This window comes from Streptomyces sp. NPDC004031 (assembly GCF_053604375.1).
This window is the reverse complement of the sequence record NZ_JBSGHL010000024.1, coordinates 50903-67885: the sequence shown is the minus strand read 5'-3', so window position 1 is coordinate 67885 and position 16983 is coordinate 50903. Positions and strand designations below refer to the sequence as shown.

Sequence of the window (16983 nt, the reverse complement as noted above, 5' to 3'; positions counted from 1 at the left end):
ACCGGGGCCCGCACGCGCGGCTACGGCACCAGGGCCAGCCGGCCCACCGTGCGGCCGTCCGCGACCGACTGGACGGCGGACGGGGCGTCGGACAGCGGGCGGGAGGCGACGAGGGGGCGGACCGTGCCTGCTGCGGCCAGGGCGGTCAGCTCGGTGTGGGCGGCGCGGACGGACTCCGGGTCGCGGGTGGCGTAGAGGCCCCAGTGGAGGCCCAGGATCGAGTAGTTCTTGACCAGGGCGTGGCTGAGGGCGGGAGTCTGGACGGTGCCGCCGGCGAAGCCGACCACCACGATGCGGCCCTCGAAGGCGACGCATTTGGTGGAGCGGGTGTAGGCGTCGCCGCCGACCGGGTCGTAGACGACGTCGGCGCCGCGGCCGCCGGTGGCCTCCTTGACGGCGGCGACGAAGTCCTCGGTGTGCCGGTCGACCACCAGGTCGGCGCCGAGCGTGCGGGCGGCCGACGCCTTCTCCTCGCCGCCGACGACACCGATGACGTACGCGCCCGCGGCCTTGCCGAGCTGGACGGCGGCGCTGCCGACGCCGCCGGCCGCGGCGTGCACGAGCAGGGTCTCGCCGGGGCGCAGGGCGGCGCGGCGGTGCAGGCCGAACCAGCCGGTCTGGTAGCCGATGTGCAGCACCGCGGCGGCCGGGTCGTCCAGCGCCTCCGGTGCGGGCAGCACGCCCGCGGCGGGCACGACGGCGTATGCGGCGAAGGCGCCGCCGGGCAGGGCGGCGGTGCTGATGACGCGGTCGCCCTCGGCGAGGCCCGTGACGCCGGGGCCGAGCGCGGCGATCTCGCCGCACAGCTCGACGCCGGGGGTGAAGGGCAGCGGCGGGCGGATCTGGTACTCGCCCCGGCACAGCAGCGCGTCGGGGAAGTTGACCCCTGCGGCGCGCACCCGCAGCAGCACCTCGCCGGGGCCGGGCTCGGGCTCCGGGACGTCGTCGAGGCGCATCACCTCGCGCGGTTCGCCGTTGCTGTGGACGCGCCATGCCTTCACGCGGGTGCTCCCGTCAGGGTCAGGGCCGCCGCACCGAGTGCAGCAGCAGGTCGGAGAATTCGCCGGCCACCTGCTGCGCGGACAGCGGTCCGTCCGCGTGGTACCAGGTGCCGAGGTGGTGCACGGAGCCGAAGAAGAAGTCGACGACGAGGTCCGGCCGCAGGTCGGGCCGGAAGTGGCCGTCGCGCTGGCCCTCTTCGACGAGCGAGCGGAAACGCTCGTGGTAGCGGCGGCGCTCGGCGCGTACCGCCTTCTGCTTCTCCGGGCTGAGCTGGTGCATCGACCGGAAGAAGATCTTGGTGTCGTCCAGGTTCTGGATGCTGGTGACGACGACGTCGGCCGCGGCCTCCGCAAGCCGCTCGGGCACCGGGGTGCCGCGGGAGGCGATGGCGTCGAGCCGCTCGGTCTGGAGCCGCAGCACGCGGGCGTAGATCTCGTGCAGCAGGTCGTCCTTGGAGCCGAAGTAGTGGTAGAGCGCGCCCTTGGTGACGCCCGCGGCCTCGACGATCTCCTGCACGGAGGTGCGGTCGTAGCCGCGTTCGGCGAAGAGCCGGGTGGCCTCGGCGAGCAGCCGCTCGGGCACCGCCGCGGCCTGGCCGCCGCCCTCGGTGCGCCCCGTGCCGCCGCCTTCCCCCGTCGTCCCGCGTGCCATCCGCCTGCCCCTTCCTCGTGCTCCCCGTTCAGCCGTTGCGGCCGCTATGGACCTTATCCGGCCGTCATCGCGTCATCCGGCCGCGGCCTTCAGCTCGCGGCGCAGGATCTTGCCGGTGGCGGTCTTGGGCAGTTCGGGCAGCACTTCCACCTCGCGCGGGTACTTGTACGCGGCCAGCCGCTCGCGGCAGTAGGCCACGAGGTCGGACGGCTCGGCCGTGGTGCCGGGGCGCAGGCTCACGTACGCCTTCACGCTCTCCCCGCGGTAGGAGTCGGGGACGCCGACGACCGCGGCCTCGCGCACCGCAGGGTGCGTGTAGAGGACGTCCTCGACCTCGCGCGGCCACACCTTGAAGCCGGAGGCGTTGATCATGTCCTTCTTGCGGTCCACGACGTAGAGCCAGCCCTCGGCGTCCATGAAGCCGATGTCTCCGGTGCGCAGTTCGCCGCCGGGGAGGGCGGCGCGCGAGGCCTCGGGCCGGTTCCAGTAGCCGGGGACGACCATGGGGCCGCTGACCACGATCTCGCCCGTCTCGCCGAAGGGCACCTCGGCGCCCTCGTCGTCGATGATCCGCACCATGGTGCCGGGTCCGGGCACGCCGACCGCGAGGGTGCCGGACGCGGCGTCCACCGGCGCCTCGTAACCGGGCGGGACGCTGGCGCAGGGCGCGGCGCACTCGGTCAGGCCGTAGCCGTTGGCCAGGTACAGGCCGCCGGCCCGCGCGCGGAAGGCCTCGACGACGGCGGGCGGCAGCGGGGCGCCGCCGGAGGAGATGAGCCGGAAGGACGCGAAGTCCTCGGGGGTGGCGTCGGGGCGGGCCAGCAGCGCCATGTAGGCGGTCGCGGGGCCGACGGTGTAGGCGGGGCGGTGCTCGCGGAAGGCGTCGAGGACGACTCCGGGCTCGAAGCGGTGGGCCAGCACCAGGGTGTGGCCGCCGGTCAGCGCCGCGGACAGCTCGCACACCATGCCGGTGATGTGGAAGAGCGGGGCCAGGGCGAAGACCGCGGAATCGGCGGGCAGCGCCTGGACGCGCACCTGGCGGTGGGCGTTGAAGGAGATGTTGCCGTGGGTGTTCAGCGCGCCCTTGGGGCGGCCGCTGGTGCCCGAGGTGTAGCTGATCAGGGCGGTGTCACCGGCGGTCGGAAGGGGCAGGTGCGGGCGCGGCCCGGTGGCGGCGCGGGCGGCGGCGAGCACGTCCCGGGCGTCGTCGGCGGGCATCCGCGGCGCGGTGATCACACGCGGGTCGTCCCGCGTCTGCAGATCGCGCTCGCACGCGGTGAGCGCGATGCGCACGGACGTCGTCGCGACCGTCTCGCGCACGTATTCCGCCCAGGCGCGCTCGGAGCAGACCAGGGCGGCGGCGCCCGCGTCGGTGAGGATGTGCTCCAGTTCCGCGCGCTTGTACATCGGGTTGACGGGGATCGCCGCGCCGCCCGCCTTCCACACCGCGAGCAGCGCCACGACGAACTGCGGCACGTTCTGCAGCATGACGGCGAGCCGGTCGCCGGGGGCGAAGCCGCGGTCGGCCAGGTGGCGGGCCAGGCCGTCGGAGAGGTCGTCCAGCTCCCCGTAGGTCAGGGCGCCGTCGAAGTACGCGAGCGCGCGGCGCTCGGGGTGCTCGGCGGCGCGGGCGAGGAAGCCGTGCAGCACGGAGGGCGGGACGTCGCGGTCCTCGCGCTGCTCCTCGGTGAAGAACCGCAGCCACGGCTGGTCGGCGTATCCGGTCATGCGTCCTGCCCCTTCCCGGTGCGGCCCGCCGCCGCCTGCTCGTAGGCGCGCTGGAGCTTGTTCATCCCGCCGAGCCAGCGTTCCGGTTCGGCGGCGCGGGCCGCGTAGTAGCCGGCGACCTCGGGGTGCGGCAGGATCAGGAACCGCTCCTCGGCGATCCCGGCCAGCACCGCCCTGGCCACGTCCTCGGGCTCGATCGCGGTGGGTGCGAGCACCAGCTCGCCGGCCGGTCCCGCGGCGTCCAGCATCGCGGTGCGCACGCCCTGCGGGCAGACCGCGTGCACCCGGACACCGCGGTGGCGGTAGGTGAGCGAGAGCCACTCGGCGAAGGCCAGGGCGCCGTGCTTGGTCACCGAGTACGGCGCCGCGCCGACCATCGTGAGCAGCCCGGCGGCCGACACGGTCGACACGAAGCGCCCGCCGCCGCGCTCCAGCCACTCGGGCAGCAGGGCGCGGGCGGCGCGGACATGGCTCATGACGTTGACGTCCCAGGCCAGCTCCCAGGCGGCGTCGTCGGCCTCGGGGCCGCCGCCGGTCGCGACACCGGCGTTGGCGCAGAAGACGTCGATGCCGCCGCCGAGCGCGGTGCGGGCGGCGGGCACGATCCCGGAGGCGTCCCCGGCGACGACGGCGGCGCCGATCTCGTCGGCGACCTTGCGGGCGGCGGCCGCGTCGAGGTCGTTGACGGCCACGCGCGCGCCCTCGGCCGCGAAGGCGCGCGCCAGCGCGGCGCCGATGCCGCCGCCCGCGCCCGTGACGACCACCCGCGCTCCGCGCAGTGCTTCCACCACCATCGTGTCTCCCTCGACTCGACGTCCGGCCTCTCCCCCGTTCGCATACTAAGCGGTCGGTCACCGAATACGGAAGGGCCGGACGGGAGGGCGACGGGGGCGACGGGAGAGCAGGAGCGGACGCCCGGACCCCGGCCGCCGTACCCCACCCGGCGCCGCCGCGGGCCCACGACCTGCGCGGGAACGGCAAATTGACCGGGTTTCACCCGACCGAGGGATGGACGCGGTGACCGGAGGTGGGGATGATGGGAACAGAGCGGACAATCTCGGATCTTTCCCTGATCTGGGACAGGCGAGGGGGAGCCATGACCGTGAAAAGCGTGCGGCCGTACTGGGATCTGACCTTCGACACCGACGGCGATCCCGACCCGGAGCAGCGCGACGCGCTCCTTACGCAGGCCGCCGGGCACACCGACCTGGTGCTCTTCTCCCACGGCTGGAACAACGACCTGTCCAGCGCCTGCCGCCTCTACGACCGCTTCTACGCACCCTTCCCCGGGCTGCTGGCCGCCTTCCCCGCCGTACGCCCGGGGTACGTGGGGGTGCACTGGCCGTCCATGCGCTTCTCGGACGAGCCGATCGCCGACTTCCCGCACACCGGTGCGGTGGCGGGGCCCGGCGGCGACACCGGCCTCGCGGACATCGCCGTCCTCAAGCGGGTGCTGCCCGGCCACGACGCGGAGGCCGACCGGATCGCGGAGCTGCTGCGGGAGCGGCCGGACGGGCCGGAGGCGCTGGAGGAGTTCGCCGGTCTGGTGCGGAAGCTGACCGGCGCGGGGCCCGCGTCCGCCGCCCTGGCGCAGGACAGCGCCGCAGGCGCGGAGGAGGGGACGGGGGCCGTGCTGCCCGCGTTCCTCACCGCCAAGCCGGAGGCGGTGTGCCGCGAACTGGCCGACGCGCTGGCCGCGACGGTGGCCGCGACGGTGGGCGGGGCGGATGACGCGGAGGGCGACGCGGAGGCGCTGCTCGGCGGGCTGGGCGGCAGGATCTGGGCGGGGGCGCGCGAACTGCTGCGCCAGGCGGCGTACTTCACGATGAAGGGCCGCGCGGGCAAGGTCGGCAAGGCGGGTCTCGGCCCGTTCCTGGGGCAGTTGGCGGAGCGTGCGCCGTGGACGAGGGTGCATCTGGTCGGGCACAGCTTCGGCGCCCGGCTGGTCTCCTTCGCCCTGGCCGGTCTGCCGCCCGCGGCGCACAACGTCGCGTCGGTCACCCTGCTCCAGGGGGCCTTCTCGCACTCCGCCTTCTCCCCCGGCGGCGCGCTCGACGGGATGCAGCACCGCGTGCACGGGCCGGTCGTGGCCGGGTACTCCCGCCATGACACCGCGCTGGGCGTCCTCTACCCGCTGGTCTCCCGGCTCTCCGGCGACGACCGCTCCCTGCTGGGCGACAACCGCTGGGGCGCCCTGGGCCACGACGGCTTCCACGGCCTGCCGGCCGCCCCCGCGCTGGCCCTGGCCGCCGCTCTCGGCAAGGGCTTCCCGCCCGCGGGCTGCGTGGGCGTCGACGCCTCGGCGACGGTCTGCCACGGCGGCCCGCCGTCCGGCGCCCACAGCGACATCTGCCATCCTGACCTGGCCCGTCTGATACTGCGGGCGGGCGCGCTCATCGCGTAGCCGGGGCACGCGGGGTGGGCCGGCCCCGGAAGGCCGGCCCACCGGTTCAGCCGCGCTTCGACCGCGACTCGGTCGCGGGTCAGGCGCAGTTCAGGCACGGTTCAGGCGCGGTTCAGCGGTGTGCGGGGAATTCCACGACCTGCTGGTAGGTCGGGCGGTTCTGCCAGCTGATGCGGTCGTCGGTGACACCGCCGAGCGGCCGCTGGACGATGGAGTCCGCGCACCACTGGTCGCCCGCCGAGCAACCGCCGTCGTCGCCCGGGTAGACGGTGGTGGCCGGCACCGCGGCGGCCTGCTTGAGCGTGTTCAGCAGCATGTCGCGGCAGGCGGCGAGCTGCCCGCCGCCGCAGTAGGTCTGTGCCAGCGGTCCGGCGACCGGCTGCCCCAGCACCTTGCGCAGATCCTTGTCGACATAGCTCCACCAGCCGTACTGGAAGGAGCTTCCGGCGTGCGAGCCCGTCGGCCCGTGCCCGGCGGAGGGCGACTCGTCGACGGTGAGGTCGTCGGTGAGCGCCGTGTAGAGGTCGCCGCCGAGGCCGGGCTGGAACTCGCCCTGCACGAGCAGCGGCCACCACGCGTCCATGACCCGTATCGCGTCCGCGTTCGCGTACGTGTGCGAGCCCGGCGAGGTCTCGTGCCGCTTGGTGCCCGCCGCCTGCCAGGCCGTCAGCTGCTGCACGGCCGCGGCCTCCTGCGGGTCGGTGACGGGCGCGCTGTTGACGACCTGGAGCAGGTCGGGCAGCACGTCCTCGCCGCGCAGGTCGGTGAGCGCCGCGTCGTCCATCGCCTTGGCCAGCGCGGACCTGGTCACCCCGCCGTGCTGGACGAGCACCTTGACGCGGTCCGCCAGCAGGTCGGCGCGGTGCACCGAGCCGTTGCCGAAGCCCGCGGAGGTGTATCCCGGGGCCTGCTTGTTGTTCCAGGAGATGTAGTAGTCCTGGTCGACGGACTGCGGGTGCTGGGCGGGCGGGGTGTAGGAGGCGGTGTTGACCGCCGGGTCCCAGCCGCGCCAGTCGTAGGCGGCCTGCGCCCACACCGGGAAGGACGCGTCCACACCGGCCGCCCGTACCGGGTTGGTGCCGCTGTTGTAGTAGGCGGTGTGCTGCGAGTCGGCGTAGAACCAGTTGAAGGTGTAGTTGATGTCCTGCGCGGCGGCCTGGAAGGACGCCGGGTCGTGGACGAACCCGGGGTCGTTCAGCTCCTGGAAGCCGATGATCGAGTCGGCCTCGTGCCGGTAGGAGCTGCGCAGCTGGGTGTAGGCGACCGCCTTGCCGCCCACCGTGGCGCGGTATTCGACCGGGCCGTAGGCGGTGCGCCAGATCTGCATGCGGTAGGAGCCCGCCGCCGTGGAGTCGGCGAGCGTGGGCTTCCAGGAGTTGGTGCGCTCCAGCTTCTCCATGGCGGTGCACTGGCCGTGGAAGAGGTAGTGCGTGGCGTCCTGGCACAGCTCGACGGCGTAGGTGTCGGTGACGTCCTGGGACGCCGAGGTCGCGCTCCAGGCGTAGTCCTGGCCGCGGCCCAGCTCGACGTACATGCCCAGGCCCGCGAAGGAGGCGCCGCGGGCGCTGATGCCGGGGCCCTGGAGCTCCTGGAGCATCAGCAGCTGTGGCGCGAAGTAGCCGGTCTGCGGGCCGAAGACGGCGACCGGGTGGCCGCTGGCGGTGTGCGCGCCGCTCACCACGAGGGCGTTGGACATGCCCTTCTTGGTGGAGAACAGGTTGCCGGGCAGCACCCCCGGACTCTTGGTGGTGGCCAGGGTGGCGCCGCCGGTCGCGTCGTAGACGAGCGGTTCGGCGGTGACGGAGCCGGGGTCGGGCAGCGCCTCGCCCTGCGCGGTGGCGGGCTTGCCCGCGTACGGGAAGCTGGTGCCGTCGTGGACGGTGGAGGTCGCCTCGGGGTCGTCCCGCTCGCGGAAGGACTCCCAGACGTTCGTGCCCTGCGCGACGCCGTACTTCTGCTGCGCGGCCAGCAGCGACAGCGCCGACTGCACCTCGCCGCCGCCCCCGGTGCCGAACAGCGCGCCGACCACGGAGGCGAGCGCGATCAGGTCGGTGAGCTGGAAGGGCTCGATGGTGCCGGCGTTGGTGATGGCGTCGACGTGGCCGGTCAGCACGTACTCGCCGGGGAAGTAACGGCCGTTCTTCGAGGCGGTGATGTAGGCGTTGATGCCGTCCACGTAGGCCTGCGCGTCGGCGAGTGCCTGCTGGCCGCGCGTGCCGGAGTTGTTGGCGAGCCAGTCGACCTGCGCCTGGAGGTCGGCTTCGGTGTACGGGGCCTGGCGCCAGAACTCCTGCTCCAGGCCGCGGTTGGCGGCGGCCCCGCCGGCGAAGGACGACAGCTCGCCGCGTCCGACGTGCCGGAAGAGGTCCATGAGCCACAGCCGGTCCTGCGCGGCCGCGTACCCGGCGCCGAACTCGGTGCCGGACCGCGTGGTGCCCTTGATGTGCGGGACGCCGGTGGCCTTGTCGCGGGTGATGGTGACGTCGGAGCGCGGGCTGCTGACCGAGGCCACCTGGCCCGCGGGGACGCCGAAGGAGGCGTCGTTGAAGAACTTGGTGATCGTCGCGTCGGTGAGGGTGGGGTAGCCGTCGGCGAGCGCGGCGTAGGGGCCGAGCTGGTCGGCGGTGTGCGCGGGGCGGGTGCCGAGCGCCTTGTTGGCGAGGATGTCGGCAAGGGTGGCGTTGCCGTTCTCGCCGGGCGGCAGGATGTCGGCGCACTGGCCCGCGCAGTAGTCGTTGGTGTCGGCGGCGTGCGCGGCCGGTGACGTGGGGGCCACAAGGGTCGCCGCGAGCGCGAGGAGGGCGCTCGCGGCGGCCGTTCTGAGCACGCCGATTCTGCCGATCCGTCGTGGGGTCCGTAGCGGCATGTCTGCTCCTTCCGGAAGCCGGTGCGCGGAGGTTACCGCCGGTTATCCCAGCCCGGAAGATGAACATGCGTCAGCTTTTCGACATCCCCACAACTCGCCGCGGCGGGCCGTGCGGGCCGTGCGGTGCCGGACTCAGCCCGCCGCGCGCAGCACGAAGACGCCCCAGCCCAGATAGCGGCGGTTCCACTCCAGGTGGGTACGGCGGGCGTGGGCGAGGAAGGCGCGCATGTCGGCGGCGTCGCGGTGGTCGGCCGGGTGGTCGCGCAGCCAGTCGGAGATCGCGAACCACTGCCCGGCGGCGTAACGGTCCCAGCTGTCGCCGTCGGCGAGCACCATCTCCAGCAGTTCCGTGCCCGCCGCCTCGAACCGGTCCAGCGTGCCGACCAGTGACGTGAAGTCGTCGGCCGCCACCCCGTTCGCCTCCAGGGCGCCCTCGGGCGCGGGCTCGTTCCAGTACGGCTCGCCGATCAGCATCAGCCCGCCGGGCCGCAGCGCCGGGCGCAGCAGCTCGATCGTGCCGGTCAGGCCGCCGCCGATCCAGGTCGCGCCGACGCACGACACGACGTCGTACGCCCCGGGCTCCGCCTCGTACGCGCCCGCGTCGCCGCGGACGAACTCCACCGCGTCGCCGACCCCGAGTTCCGCGGCCCGCTCGCGCGCCGCGGCCAGGAAGACCTCGCTGAGGTCGACGCCGGTGCCGGTCGTGCCGTACCGCTCCGCCCACCGGACCAGCATCTCGCCCTTGCCGCAGGCCAGATCGAGGTGCCGCTGCCCCTTGCCGAGCCCGCAGATGTCACCGAGCAGCATCAGCTTCTCCTCGGTGAAGGGGTTCAGGATGCGGTGCCGGGACTCGGCGATCTCGTGGTGGCGCAGGCTCATGCGGTTCCTCGGCCTTCGGGTTCGGGCTCGTGCTCAGATTGCTGCTCGGGTTGGTGCTCGGCTGTGTCAGGAATCCTGCCGCAAGGCGTCGGCGGTGGCGCGGTCGGCCGGCAGGAAGGCCTCCAGTTTCAGCTCCGCGATCGTGACGTCGGCCGCGGTGGCGAAGACGGCGACGGTCGTCATCAGGCGCAGCGGACCGCGCGAGACGGAGTCCAGCTCCATGGGCACGGTGAAGCCCAGCGCGGCGTCGGCGCCCTCGCCGGGCGCGGGCACGTACCCCGCCAGCTCGTCGTACAGCGCCGCGAGCCGGTCGTCGGGGTTGCGCCGCTGCTCCTCGCGCAGCGCCTCGATGACGTGCCGGGCCCACTGCGGGAAGTTGCGGATGCGCGGGGCCATGCCCGCCGGGTGCAGCGCCAGCCGCAGGATGTTGGCCCGCGGGCCGAGCAGTCCGGGGTCCGAGCCCTCCGTCATCACACCGAAGGCGGAATTCGCGCCGACCAGGTCCCCGTAACGGTCGACGACGATCGCCGGGTAGGGCAGATGGCCGGTCAGGATGTGGTCGAGCGCCTCCAGCGCCGGGGCCAGCGCGGGGTCGGCGAGGTCGCGCTGCGGGTGGACGGGCGCGTAACCGGCCGCCAGCAGCAGCCCGTTGCGCTCCCGCAGCGGCAGCGCGAGCGAGTCGGCGATGCGCGCGACGAGGGCGCGGCCGGGCGTGGAGCGGCCGTTCTCGATGAAGCTGATGTGCCGCTGGGTGGTCCCGGCGCGCAGCGCCAGCTCCAGCTGGCTCAGCCGCCGCCGGGTGCGGCTGGCGCGCAGCGCCTCGGAGAAGGTCAGACCGGCGGAGGGGCGTCCGGGGGTGGCGCCCGCGGCGGCCGGGCCTCCGGCGGTCCGGGCCGAGGGGTGCCGCCCGGCGCGGGCGGCGCGCGGCGGCTCACCGGGGGGCCGGGCCGTCGGGGGGAGGGTGTTGCGAGGGGCGTCCACGGGTCCTTTCTAGCCGGGCCGGGTCGCACCGGCCATTCCCTGCCGGGAATTGAGGGCATGCCCGCGGCTCCCGACGATCGGCGGTATGACACACGTACTCACCGATCAGCACACCGCGCTCACCGTCCCGGTCCCGGTCCCGGACCCCGGATCCGGCCCCTGGGCGGGGACCGACCGCGTCCGCCTCGGGGTCTTCGTGCCCAGCACCGCCGCGCAGTGGAACGCCGGGACGGACCCGCGGGAGGCCGTCGCCTTCGGCGTACGGGCCGAGCGGACCGGCTTCGACTCCCTCTGGGTCACCGACTCGCTGCTCACCCCGCGGCTCGAAGCCCTCAGCACGCTCGCCGCGCTCGCCGCCGTGACGGAGCGCGTCACGCTCGGCACGGGGGCCCTGCTGCCCGCGCTGCGCACACCCGTGCAGGCCGCGCAGACGATCGCCTCGGTCGACCTGCTGTCCGGCGGACGGCTGGTGCTGGGGGTGGGCGCGGGCTTCCCCGGGCGCTTCGGGCAGCCCGTCTACGCGATGGCGGGCACCCCGTGGCCGCGCCGCTTCCGGCGGCTGGACGAGACGGTGGAGCTGTGGCGGCGGCTGTGGACGGGTGAGGGCCCGGTCACCTACCACGGTGAGGTGCTGCGCTTCGACGACGTCGCGCCCGGCATCCGCACCTTCCGGCCGGGCGGCCCGCCGGTCTGGCTGGGCGGCGCCACCCCCGCCGCGCTGGCCCGCGCCGGGCGCCTCTACGACGGCTGGATGCCCTACCCGCCGGACCCCGCGGACTACGGCACGGGCCTCGCCGCCATCCGTACCGCCGCGGCCGGGAAGGGGCGCGGGGCGGCGCCCTTCACCCCCGCCCTGTTCGTGAACGTCCTGCTCACCGACGCGGCGGACGGCGGGCAGGTGGCCCTGGAGGCGTACTCGCGGGCCAACTACGGGCTGCCGCTCACGGAGATGGCGAAGATCCAGGCCCTCGCGGCGGGCACGCCCGAGGCCGTCGTGGACAAGCTCGGCCGCTACGTGGCGCAGGGCGCGCGGCATCTGGTGCTGCGCATGGCGGTGCCGGACATCGCCGGGCAGCTCGGGCAGCTCGACCGGCTCGTCGCGCTGCGGCCCGCACTCGACGCGCTGCTCGGCCGCGCGGTACCGGACGCGCGGCTCACCCGGACCGTGCCGGACGTGCCGGACGCGCCGGGCGCCGGACGGCGTTGACAGCCAGGGGCACCGGAACCATGCTGAGCAAGCGCTTGGAAACCCCCGGGACCGGCCCGGCGCGCCGGTCCGCGAACCCGTCACCGCCCGGAGGCCCCGCCCATGTCCCAGCAGCCCCGCGTCTTCGCCTCGCCCGACGAGCTGCGGGCCGCCGTCGGTGAACAGCTCGGCTGGACGGACTGGCTGGAGATCGAGCAGAAGCGCGTCGACGCCTTCGCGGAGGCGACCGGCGACCACCAGTGGATTCATGTCGACCCGGAGCGGGCGGCGCAGGGCCCCTTCGGCGGCACCATCGCGCACGGCTTCCTGACGCTGTCGCTCATCCCGTCGCTGACGCCGCAGCTCTTCCGGGTCGAGGGCGTGCGGATGGGCGTCAACTACGGCGTCAACAAGGTGCGTTTCCCCGCCCCCGTGCCGGTCGGCTCGCGGCTGCGCGCGACGGCGGTGGTCGCCGACGTGGCGGAGGCGAAAGGCGGCTTCCAGGTCGTCACCACGGTGACGATCGAGCGCGAGGGCGAGGAGAAGCCGGTGTGCGTCGCGGAGACGGTGGCGCGCTTCTACCTGTGAGCCGCGCCGTACCCGACAGCCGCGCCATACCTGACAGCGGCGCTGTACCCGACAGCCACGCCGTACCCGACAGCCGCCCGGCACCCGCCGGTCAGACCCGGCCCTCCGCCCCCACCATCCGCAGCACGAGGTCGGCGTACAGCGCGCCGACCTCGTCGGGCGTACGGCGCCCGGCGGGGTTGAACCAGCGGGCCACGTCGATGCACAGCGACAGCACGGCCAGCGTGGTGCCCGCCACCTCGGGGACGTCGAACTCCCCGGCGGCCACACCGTCGGCGATGATCGTACGGATCGCGTCCTCGCTCTGCCGCCGCAGCACCACGATCTCGGCGTAGTGGTCCTCGGCGAGCGCGCCCAGCTCGTACTGCACGACCCGGCCGGTGGTGTGGTGCTCGGCGTGCCAGCGCACGAAGGCGCTCACCGCCGAGCCCAGCCGGTCGGCGGCGCTGCCGCCGCCGTCGCGCGCCTCGCCCAGCATCGCGAGCGAGCGCAGATGGCCGACCCTGCTGATCTGGTAAAGCAGCTCTTCCTTGGTCTTGTAGTGGATGTAGAGCGCCGCGGGGCTCATCCCGGCCCGCCCGGCGATGTCCCGGGTGGTCGTGGCGTGGTAACCGCGCTCGGCGAACGCCTCCACCGCGGCGATCACCAGCCGCCTGGCGGCGTCGGGGGTGACGTCCGCCCACGCCTCGCCGGTTGCCGCCTCCGCACTCATCGCTCGCACGCTCCTTGGACCCGTCGGCACGGCCGGTCGAACCGGCCGCACGGTTGTCAGGGTCACACCCTACCTGGGCGGGTGAGCAAGCGCTTAGCTACAGCGGCGGGTCTCAGAAGGCGGACACGCCCGTCAGGGAGCGGCCTATCAGCAGCTTGTGGATCTGGCTCGTGCCCTCGTACAGCGTCATGACGCGGGCGTCCCGCAGCAGCTTGCCCACCGGGTAGTCGTCGATGTAGCCGTAGCCGCCGAAGACCTGGAGCGCGTTGTTCGCGCAGCGCACCGCGGCCTCGCTCGCGTGCAGCTTGGCGAGCGACGATTCGGTCGCGAAGGGCTGCCCGCGGTCGATGAGGTCGGCGACCTGCCAGGTGAGCAGGCGGGCCGCCGCCACGTCCACGGCGATGTCGGCGAGCAGTTCCTGTACGAGCTGGCGCCCGGCGATCGGCGCGCCGAACTGCTCGCGCTGCCCCGCGTAGCCGACCGCCGCGTCCAGGCACGCCTGGGCGATGCCGACGCAGCCCGCCGCGACCGACATCCGCCCCTTGGCCAGCGCCGACATCGCGACCGAGAAGCCCTTGCCCTCGGGCCCGAGCAGCGCGTCCGCGGGGACGCGGACGGCGTCGAGGGTCAGTTCGGCGGTCGCCTGGCCGCGCAGCCCGAGCTTGCCGTGGATCTCCCGCCGGGTCAGCCCGGGGGTGTCGGCGGGGACCAGGAAGGCGCTGACCCCGCGGTGGCCGTCGGCGGGGGTGCCGGTGCGGGCGAAGAGCAGGACGACGTCGGCCCAGGTGCCGTTGGTGATGAAGGTCTTGCCGCCGGTGATGACGTAGCCGTCGCCGTCCCGGACCGCGCGCGTGGTCAGGTTCGCCGCGTCGGAGCCGGTGCCGGGTTCGGTGAGGCCGAAGCAGCCGATGGCGTCACCCGAGGTGAGCCGGGGCAGCCAGTGGCGCTTCTGCGCCTCGCTCCCCCAGTGCGCGACCGACTTGGCGACCAGCCCGAGGGAGACCGACACGATGCCGCGCACGGAGGAGTCGGCGCGGCCCAGCTCCTCGGTGACCAGGCAGTACGCCAGGTGGTCGGCGCCCGAGCCGCCGTACTCCTCGCCGATGGTTAGGCCCAGGAAGCCGACCGCCCCGAGCTTCTTGACGATCGCCCGGTCCACCGCCTCGGCGCGGTCCCACGCGGCTGCGTACGGGACGATCTCGCGCTCGGCGAATTCCCTGGCCAGGGCCTTCATGTCGGCCTGCTCGGCGGACAGCCCGAACGTCACGGCCATCTCCCCACCCGCCCTTCCGTCCGGTGCGGCGCCCGCCCCCGTCCGGTGGTGTCGGACCCGTCCGGGTGGGTGTCGGACCCGTCCCGTGCCTGTCGGATCCGTCCGGCTGGAGGCAGAAACTACCATCGCTAGTTTTCTGTCGGCAGCCTCTACTATGTGCCGCATGGCCCGTCCCCGCAAGCCTCTGCTGAGCCGCGACCGCATCGTCACGACCGCGCTCGCGCTCGTCGACGCCGAGGGCCTGGCCGCGCTCTCCACCCGGCGGCTCGCGGCCGAACTGGGCGTGAGCGGCCCCTCGCTCTACAACCACTTCGCCACCAAGGAGGCGATCCTCGACGCCGTCGCCGACACCGTGATCGGGCAGGTCGACGTGTCGATGTTCGACGGCGGCGGCCCGGCGGGCGGGAGCGACTGGCGGCAGGCGCTGCTGGCGTGGGGCCGCTCCTACCGCGCGGCCCTCAGCGCGCACCCCAACATCGTGCCCTTCCTCGCGGTCGGCCCCGGACTGCGCCCCGCCGGGCTGCGGATGGCCGACGCCGTCTTCGGCGGCATGGTCGAGGCGGGCTGGCCGCCCGTCCAGGCCACCAGGATCGGCGCCGCGATGCGCTACTTCGTGACGGGCTCCGCGCTCGGCTCCTTCGCGGGCGGCTTCGTCGGCGACGCCACCGCGTACGACCCGGCCGACTACCCGCACCTCGGCCAGGCCCACCTGCTGGCCAGACACCGCGAACGGATCGACGAGAGCGCCTTCGACACCGGCCTGCGGGCACTCATCGACGGCCTCGCCCTCCGGTACGCGGCCGAGGTGGCCGGGGCGGCGACCGCGGAGGACGGCCGGGGGCTCCCGCCGGAAAACGGCTCCCGGCAGGCGCACGGCGGCTGACAGGATGGCGCCATGTCGACTCCGGATCCAGCAGCGGCGGCGGGCGCACACGGCCTCGTCCAGGTCAATTACCACAAATACGACGGCACTCTGCACTGGAACCTGCGGATGCACCGGCTCGGCGAGGACGAGCACGGGGTGTGGCTCGGGCTGCCGCCGAACGGCGTGATGCGCAAGGGCCACAACCCCGGCATCACCATCGCCGAGGCCCACGTCCTGCTCTTCCCGCGCGACGCGTGGTGGACGGCCGTCTTCAACGCGGCGCCGCGCAGCACCGAGATCTACTGCGACATCACCACCCCGCCGCAGTGGCCCTCGCGCGACGAGGTGACGATGGTCGACCTCGACCTGGACGTGCTGCGCAAGCGCGACGCGGCCGGGCCGATACTCGTCGACGAGGACGAGTTCGCCGAGCACCAGGTGCGGTACGGCTACCCGGCCGACGTCATCGCCTCGGCGCAGGCCTCCGCGCAGTGGCTGATGGACGCGGTGACGCGCGGCGCGGGCCCCTTCGGCGGCGCGCACGAGCCGTGGCTTGCGATGGTGGACCCGGTGGTGTGACGGAAGCGGGCCCGGTGACGTGACCGGGTGGCCCGGCGGCGTACTCGGGCAACCGGGCCCGGCGGCGTACGCGGGGGCGGCGGGTTCAGAACACGACGAGGGCGCGGCCGCCGCGGCCCGCCGTCATCGCCTCGAACGCCGCCGGGATGCCGTCCAGGCCGATCCGGTCGGTGACCATGCCGGACAGGTCGAACCGGCCCTCGCGCACGTGCTCGGCCAGGACGGGCAGATCGACGGCCGGGTCGCAGTTGCCGTACACGCAGCCCGACAGCGTCCGGCCGAAGTAGAACAGCTCCAGCGCGCTGAAGGTGACCTTCTGGTCCTGGCCGCCGATGCCCACCACGATCGTCCGCCCGCCGCGCCGCGTGCAGGACCAGGCGGCGCGGACGGTCTCCGCGCGCCCCGCGCACTCGACGGCGACGTCGGCACCGTATCCGCCGGTCAGGGCGCGGACGGCGCGGGCGGTGTCCTCGCCGGCGAGGAGGAAGTCGGTGGCGCCCGCGGCGCGCGCCAGCTCCTCCTTGCCGGGCACCACGTCGACGGCGACGATCCGCCCGGCGCCCGCGATGCGCGCGGCCTGGAGCACCGCGAGGCCGACGCCGCCGATGCCGTGGACGGCGACCGACTCGCCCGCCCGGACGGCCGCCGCGTGGTGCACGGCGCCGTATCCGGTCAGCACCGCGCAGCCGAGCAGCGCGGCGTCCGTGAGCGGCACACCCGGGGGCAGCGGCAGCACGGCGCCCGCGGACACCACGGTCTCCTCGGCGAAGACGGCGGTGCCCAGGCCCGGGTGGAGCGGGCTGCCGTCGGCGGCGAGCGTCGCGTACGGCTTCGCGGCGGCGGCGCCCGCGTTGGCGCACAGCCACGGCTCGCCGAGCCCGCAGAAGTGGCAGCTGCCGCAGGCGGGCGCCCAGTTGAGCACCACCGGGGCGCCGGGGGCGACATGGGTGACGCCCTCGCCGACGGCGACGACCGTCCCGGCGCCCTCGTGGCCGAGCACCGCCGGGACGGGCTGGCGCAGCGTGCCGTTGGACAGCGACAGGTCGGAGTGGCACACACCCGCGGCCGCGAGCCGCACCCGCACCTGGCCGGGGCCGGGGTCGGGCAGGTCGATGTCGGTGACGACCAGAGGTGCGTTGACGGCGGGCAGGACGGCGGCGCGGACCACGGCTGTCTCCTGATCGGTGAGGACGGGGCGGGGGCGGGGCGGGACGGGGCAGGACGGACGGTGAGCGTACCGGGGCGTGCGGCGGGGGCAGATTGTCGATG

Annotated in this window: 15 protein-coding genes; 5 read left to right on the top strand and 10 right to left on the bottom strand. The window is 74.3% G+C overall.

Annotation, left to right across the window (positions count from 1 at the left end; translation table 11 throughout):
- Positions 1-20: 20 nt before the first annotated feature.
- The 4 genes from ACWERV_RS17815 to ACWERV_RS17800 all read right to left on the bottom strand — a co-directional run bounded on the left by ACWERV_RS17815 (position 21) and on the right by ACWERV_RS17800 (position 4175).
- Entirely contained in the window at positions 21-1001 is a 981-nt protein-coding gene (locus tag ACWERV_RS17815) for an NADPH:quinone oxidoreductase family protein (protein ID WP_452933800.1), read from the bottom strand.
- A 19-nt stretch (positions 1002-1020) separates the two neighbouring features.
- Entirely contained in the window at positions 1021-1653 is a 633-nt protein-coding gene (locus tag ACWERV_RS17810) for a TetR/AcrR family transcriptional regulator (protein WP_452933798.1), read from the bottom strand.
- Positions 1654-1725: 72 nt separating this feature from the next.
- Complete coding sequence (locus ACWERV_RS17805) at positions 1726-3381, bottom strand: AMP-binding protein (RefSeq protein WP_452933795.1); 1656 nt, start codon at positions 3379-3381, stop codon at positions 1726-1728.
- The gene (locus tag ACWERV_RS17800) at positions 3378-4175 is read right to left on the bottom strand and encodes an SDR family oxidoreductase (protein WP_452933792.1); all 798 of its coding nucleotides are present in this window, start codon (positions 4173-4175) and stop codon (positions 3378-3380) included. Before ACWERV_RS17800 ends, ACWERV_RS17805 begins: the two co-directional genes overlap by 4 nt.
- A gap of 302 nt (positions 4176-4477) precedes the next feature.
- Here ACWERV_RS17800 and ACWERV_RS17795 point away from each other — a divergent pair, with 302 nt between their 5' ends.
- Complete coding sequence (locus tag ACWERV_RS17795; protein WP_452933789.1) at positions 4478-5785, top strand: serine-threonine protein kinase; 1308 nt, start codon at positions 4478-4480, stop codon at positions 5783-5785.
- 112 nt (positions 5786-5897) lie between these two features.
- On the opposite strand, the gene ACWERV_RS17790 is transcribed toward ACWERV_RS17795, so the two are convergent.
- The 3 genes from ACWERV_RS17790 to ACWERV_RS17780 all read right to left on the bottom strand — a co-directional run bounded on the left by ACWERV_RS17790 (position 5898) and on the right by ACWERV_RS17780 (position 10364).
- On the bottom strand, positions 5898-8651 hold the full coding sequence (locus ACWERV_RS17790) for a penicillin acylase family protein (RefSeq protein WP_452933786.1): 2754 nt from the start codon (positions 8649-8651) through the stop codon (positions 5898-5900).
- Between the two features lie 132 nt (positions 8652-8783).
- On the bottom strand, positions 8784-9530 hold the full coding sequence (locus tag ACWERV_RS17785) for an SAM-dependent methyltransferase (protein ID WP_452933783.1): 747 nt from the start codon (positions 9528-9530) through the stop codon (positions 8784-8786).
- A gap of 66 nt (positions 9531-9596) precedes the next feature.
- Positions 9597-10364, bottom strand: coding sequence for an MmyB family transcriptional regulator (locus ACWERV_RS17780; RefSeq protein ID WP_398189119.1), 768 nt, complete (start codon positions 10362-10364; stop codon positions 9597-9599).
- 232 nt (positions 10365-10596) lie between these two features.
- Between ACWERV_RS17780 and ACWERV_RS17775 the strand changes: the two genes are divergently transcribed.
- Positions 10597-11718, top strand: a complete 1122-nt coding sequence (locus ACWERV_RS17775; protein WP_452933780.1) for an LLM class flavin-dependent oxidoreductase — start codon at positions 10597-10599, stop codon at positions 11716-11718.
- A 102-nt stretch (positions 11719-11820) separates the two neighbouring features.
- The gene (locus ACWERV_RS17770) at positions 11821-12285 is read left to right on the top strand and encodes a MaoC family dehydratase (RefSeq protein WP_452933777.1); all 465 of its coding nucleotides are present in this window, start codon (positions 11821-11823) and stop codon (positions 12283-12285) included.
- A 91-nt stretch (positions 12286-12376) separates the two neighbouring features.
- Here ACWERV_RS17770 and ACWERV_RS17765 read toward each other — a convergent pair whose 3' ends face one another.
- Positions 12377-12997 carry a TetR/AcrR family transcriptional regulator gene (locus tag ACWERV_RS17765; protein ID WP_452933775.1) on the bottom strand — a complete coding sequence of 207 codons (621 nt, stop codon included), beginning with the start codon at positions 12995-12997 and terminating at the stop codon, positions 12377-12379.
- A gap of 112 nt (positions 12998-13109) precedes the next feature.
- Positions 13110-14270, bottom strand: a complete 1161-nt coding sequence (locus ACWERV_RS17760) for an acyl-CoA dehydrogenase family protein (protein ID WP_452933773.1) — start codon at positions 14268-14270, stop codon at positions 13110-13112.
- A 163-nt stretch (positions 14271-14433) separates the two neighbouring features.
- On the opposite strand from ACWERV_RS17760, the gene ACWERV_RS17755 reads away from it, so the two are divergent.
- Entirely contained in the window at positions 14434-15153 is a 720-nt protein-coding gene (locus ACWERV_RS17755; protein WP_452933771.1) for a TetR/AcrR family transcriptional regulator, read from the top strand.
- A gap of 12 nt (positions 15154-15165) precedes the next feature.
- Positions 15166-15714, top strand: coding sequence for a DUF402 domain-containing protein (locus ACWERV_RS17750; RefSeq protein ID WP_452933768.1), 549 nt, complete (start codon positions 15166-15168; stop codon positions 15712-15714).
- 85 nt (positions 15715-15799) lie between these two features.
- Here ACWERV_RS17750 and ACWERV_RS17745 read toward each other — a convergent pair whose 3' ends face one another.
- Complete coding sequence (locus ACWERV_RS17745; RefSeq protein WP_452933766.1) at positions 15800-16882, bottom strand: Zn-dependent alcohol dehydrogenase; 1083 nt, start codon at positions 16880-16882, stop codon at positions 15800-15802.
- Between the last annotated feature and the right edge of the window lie 101 nt (positions 16883-16983).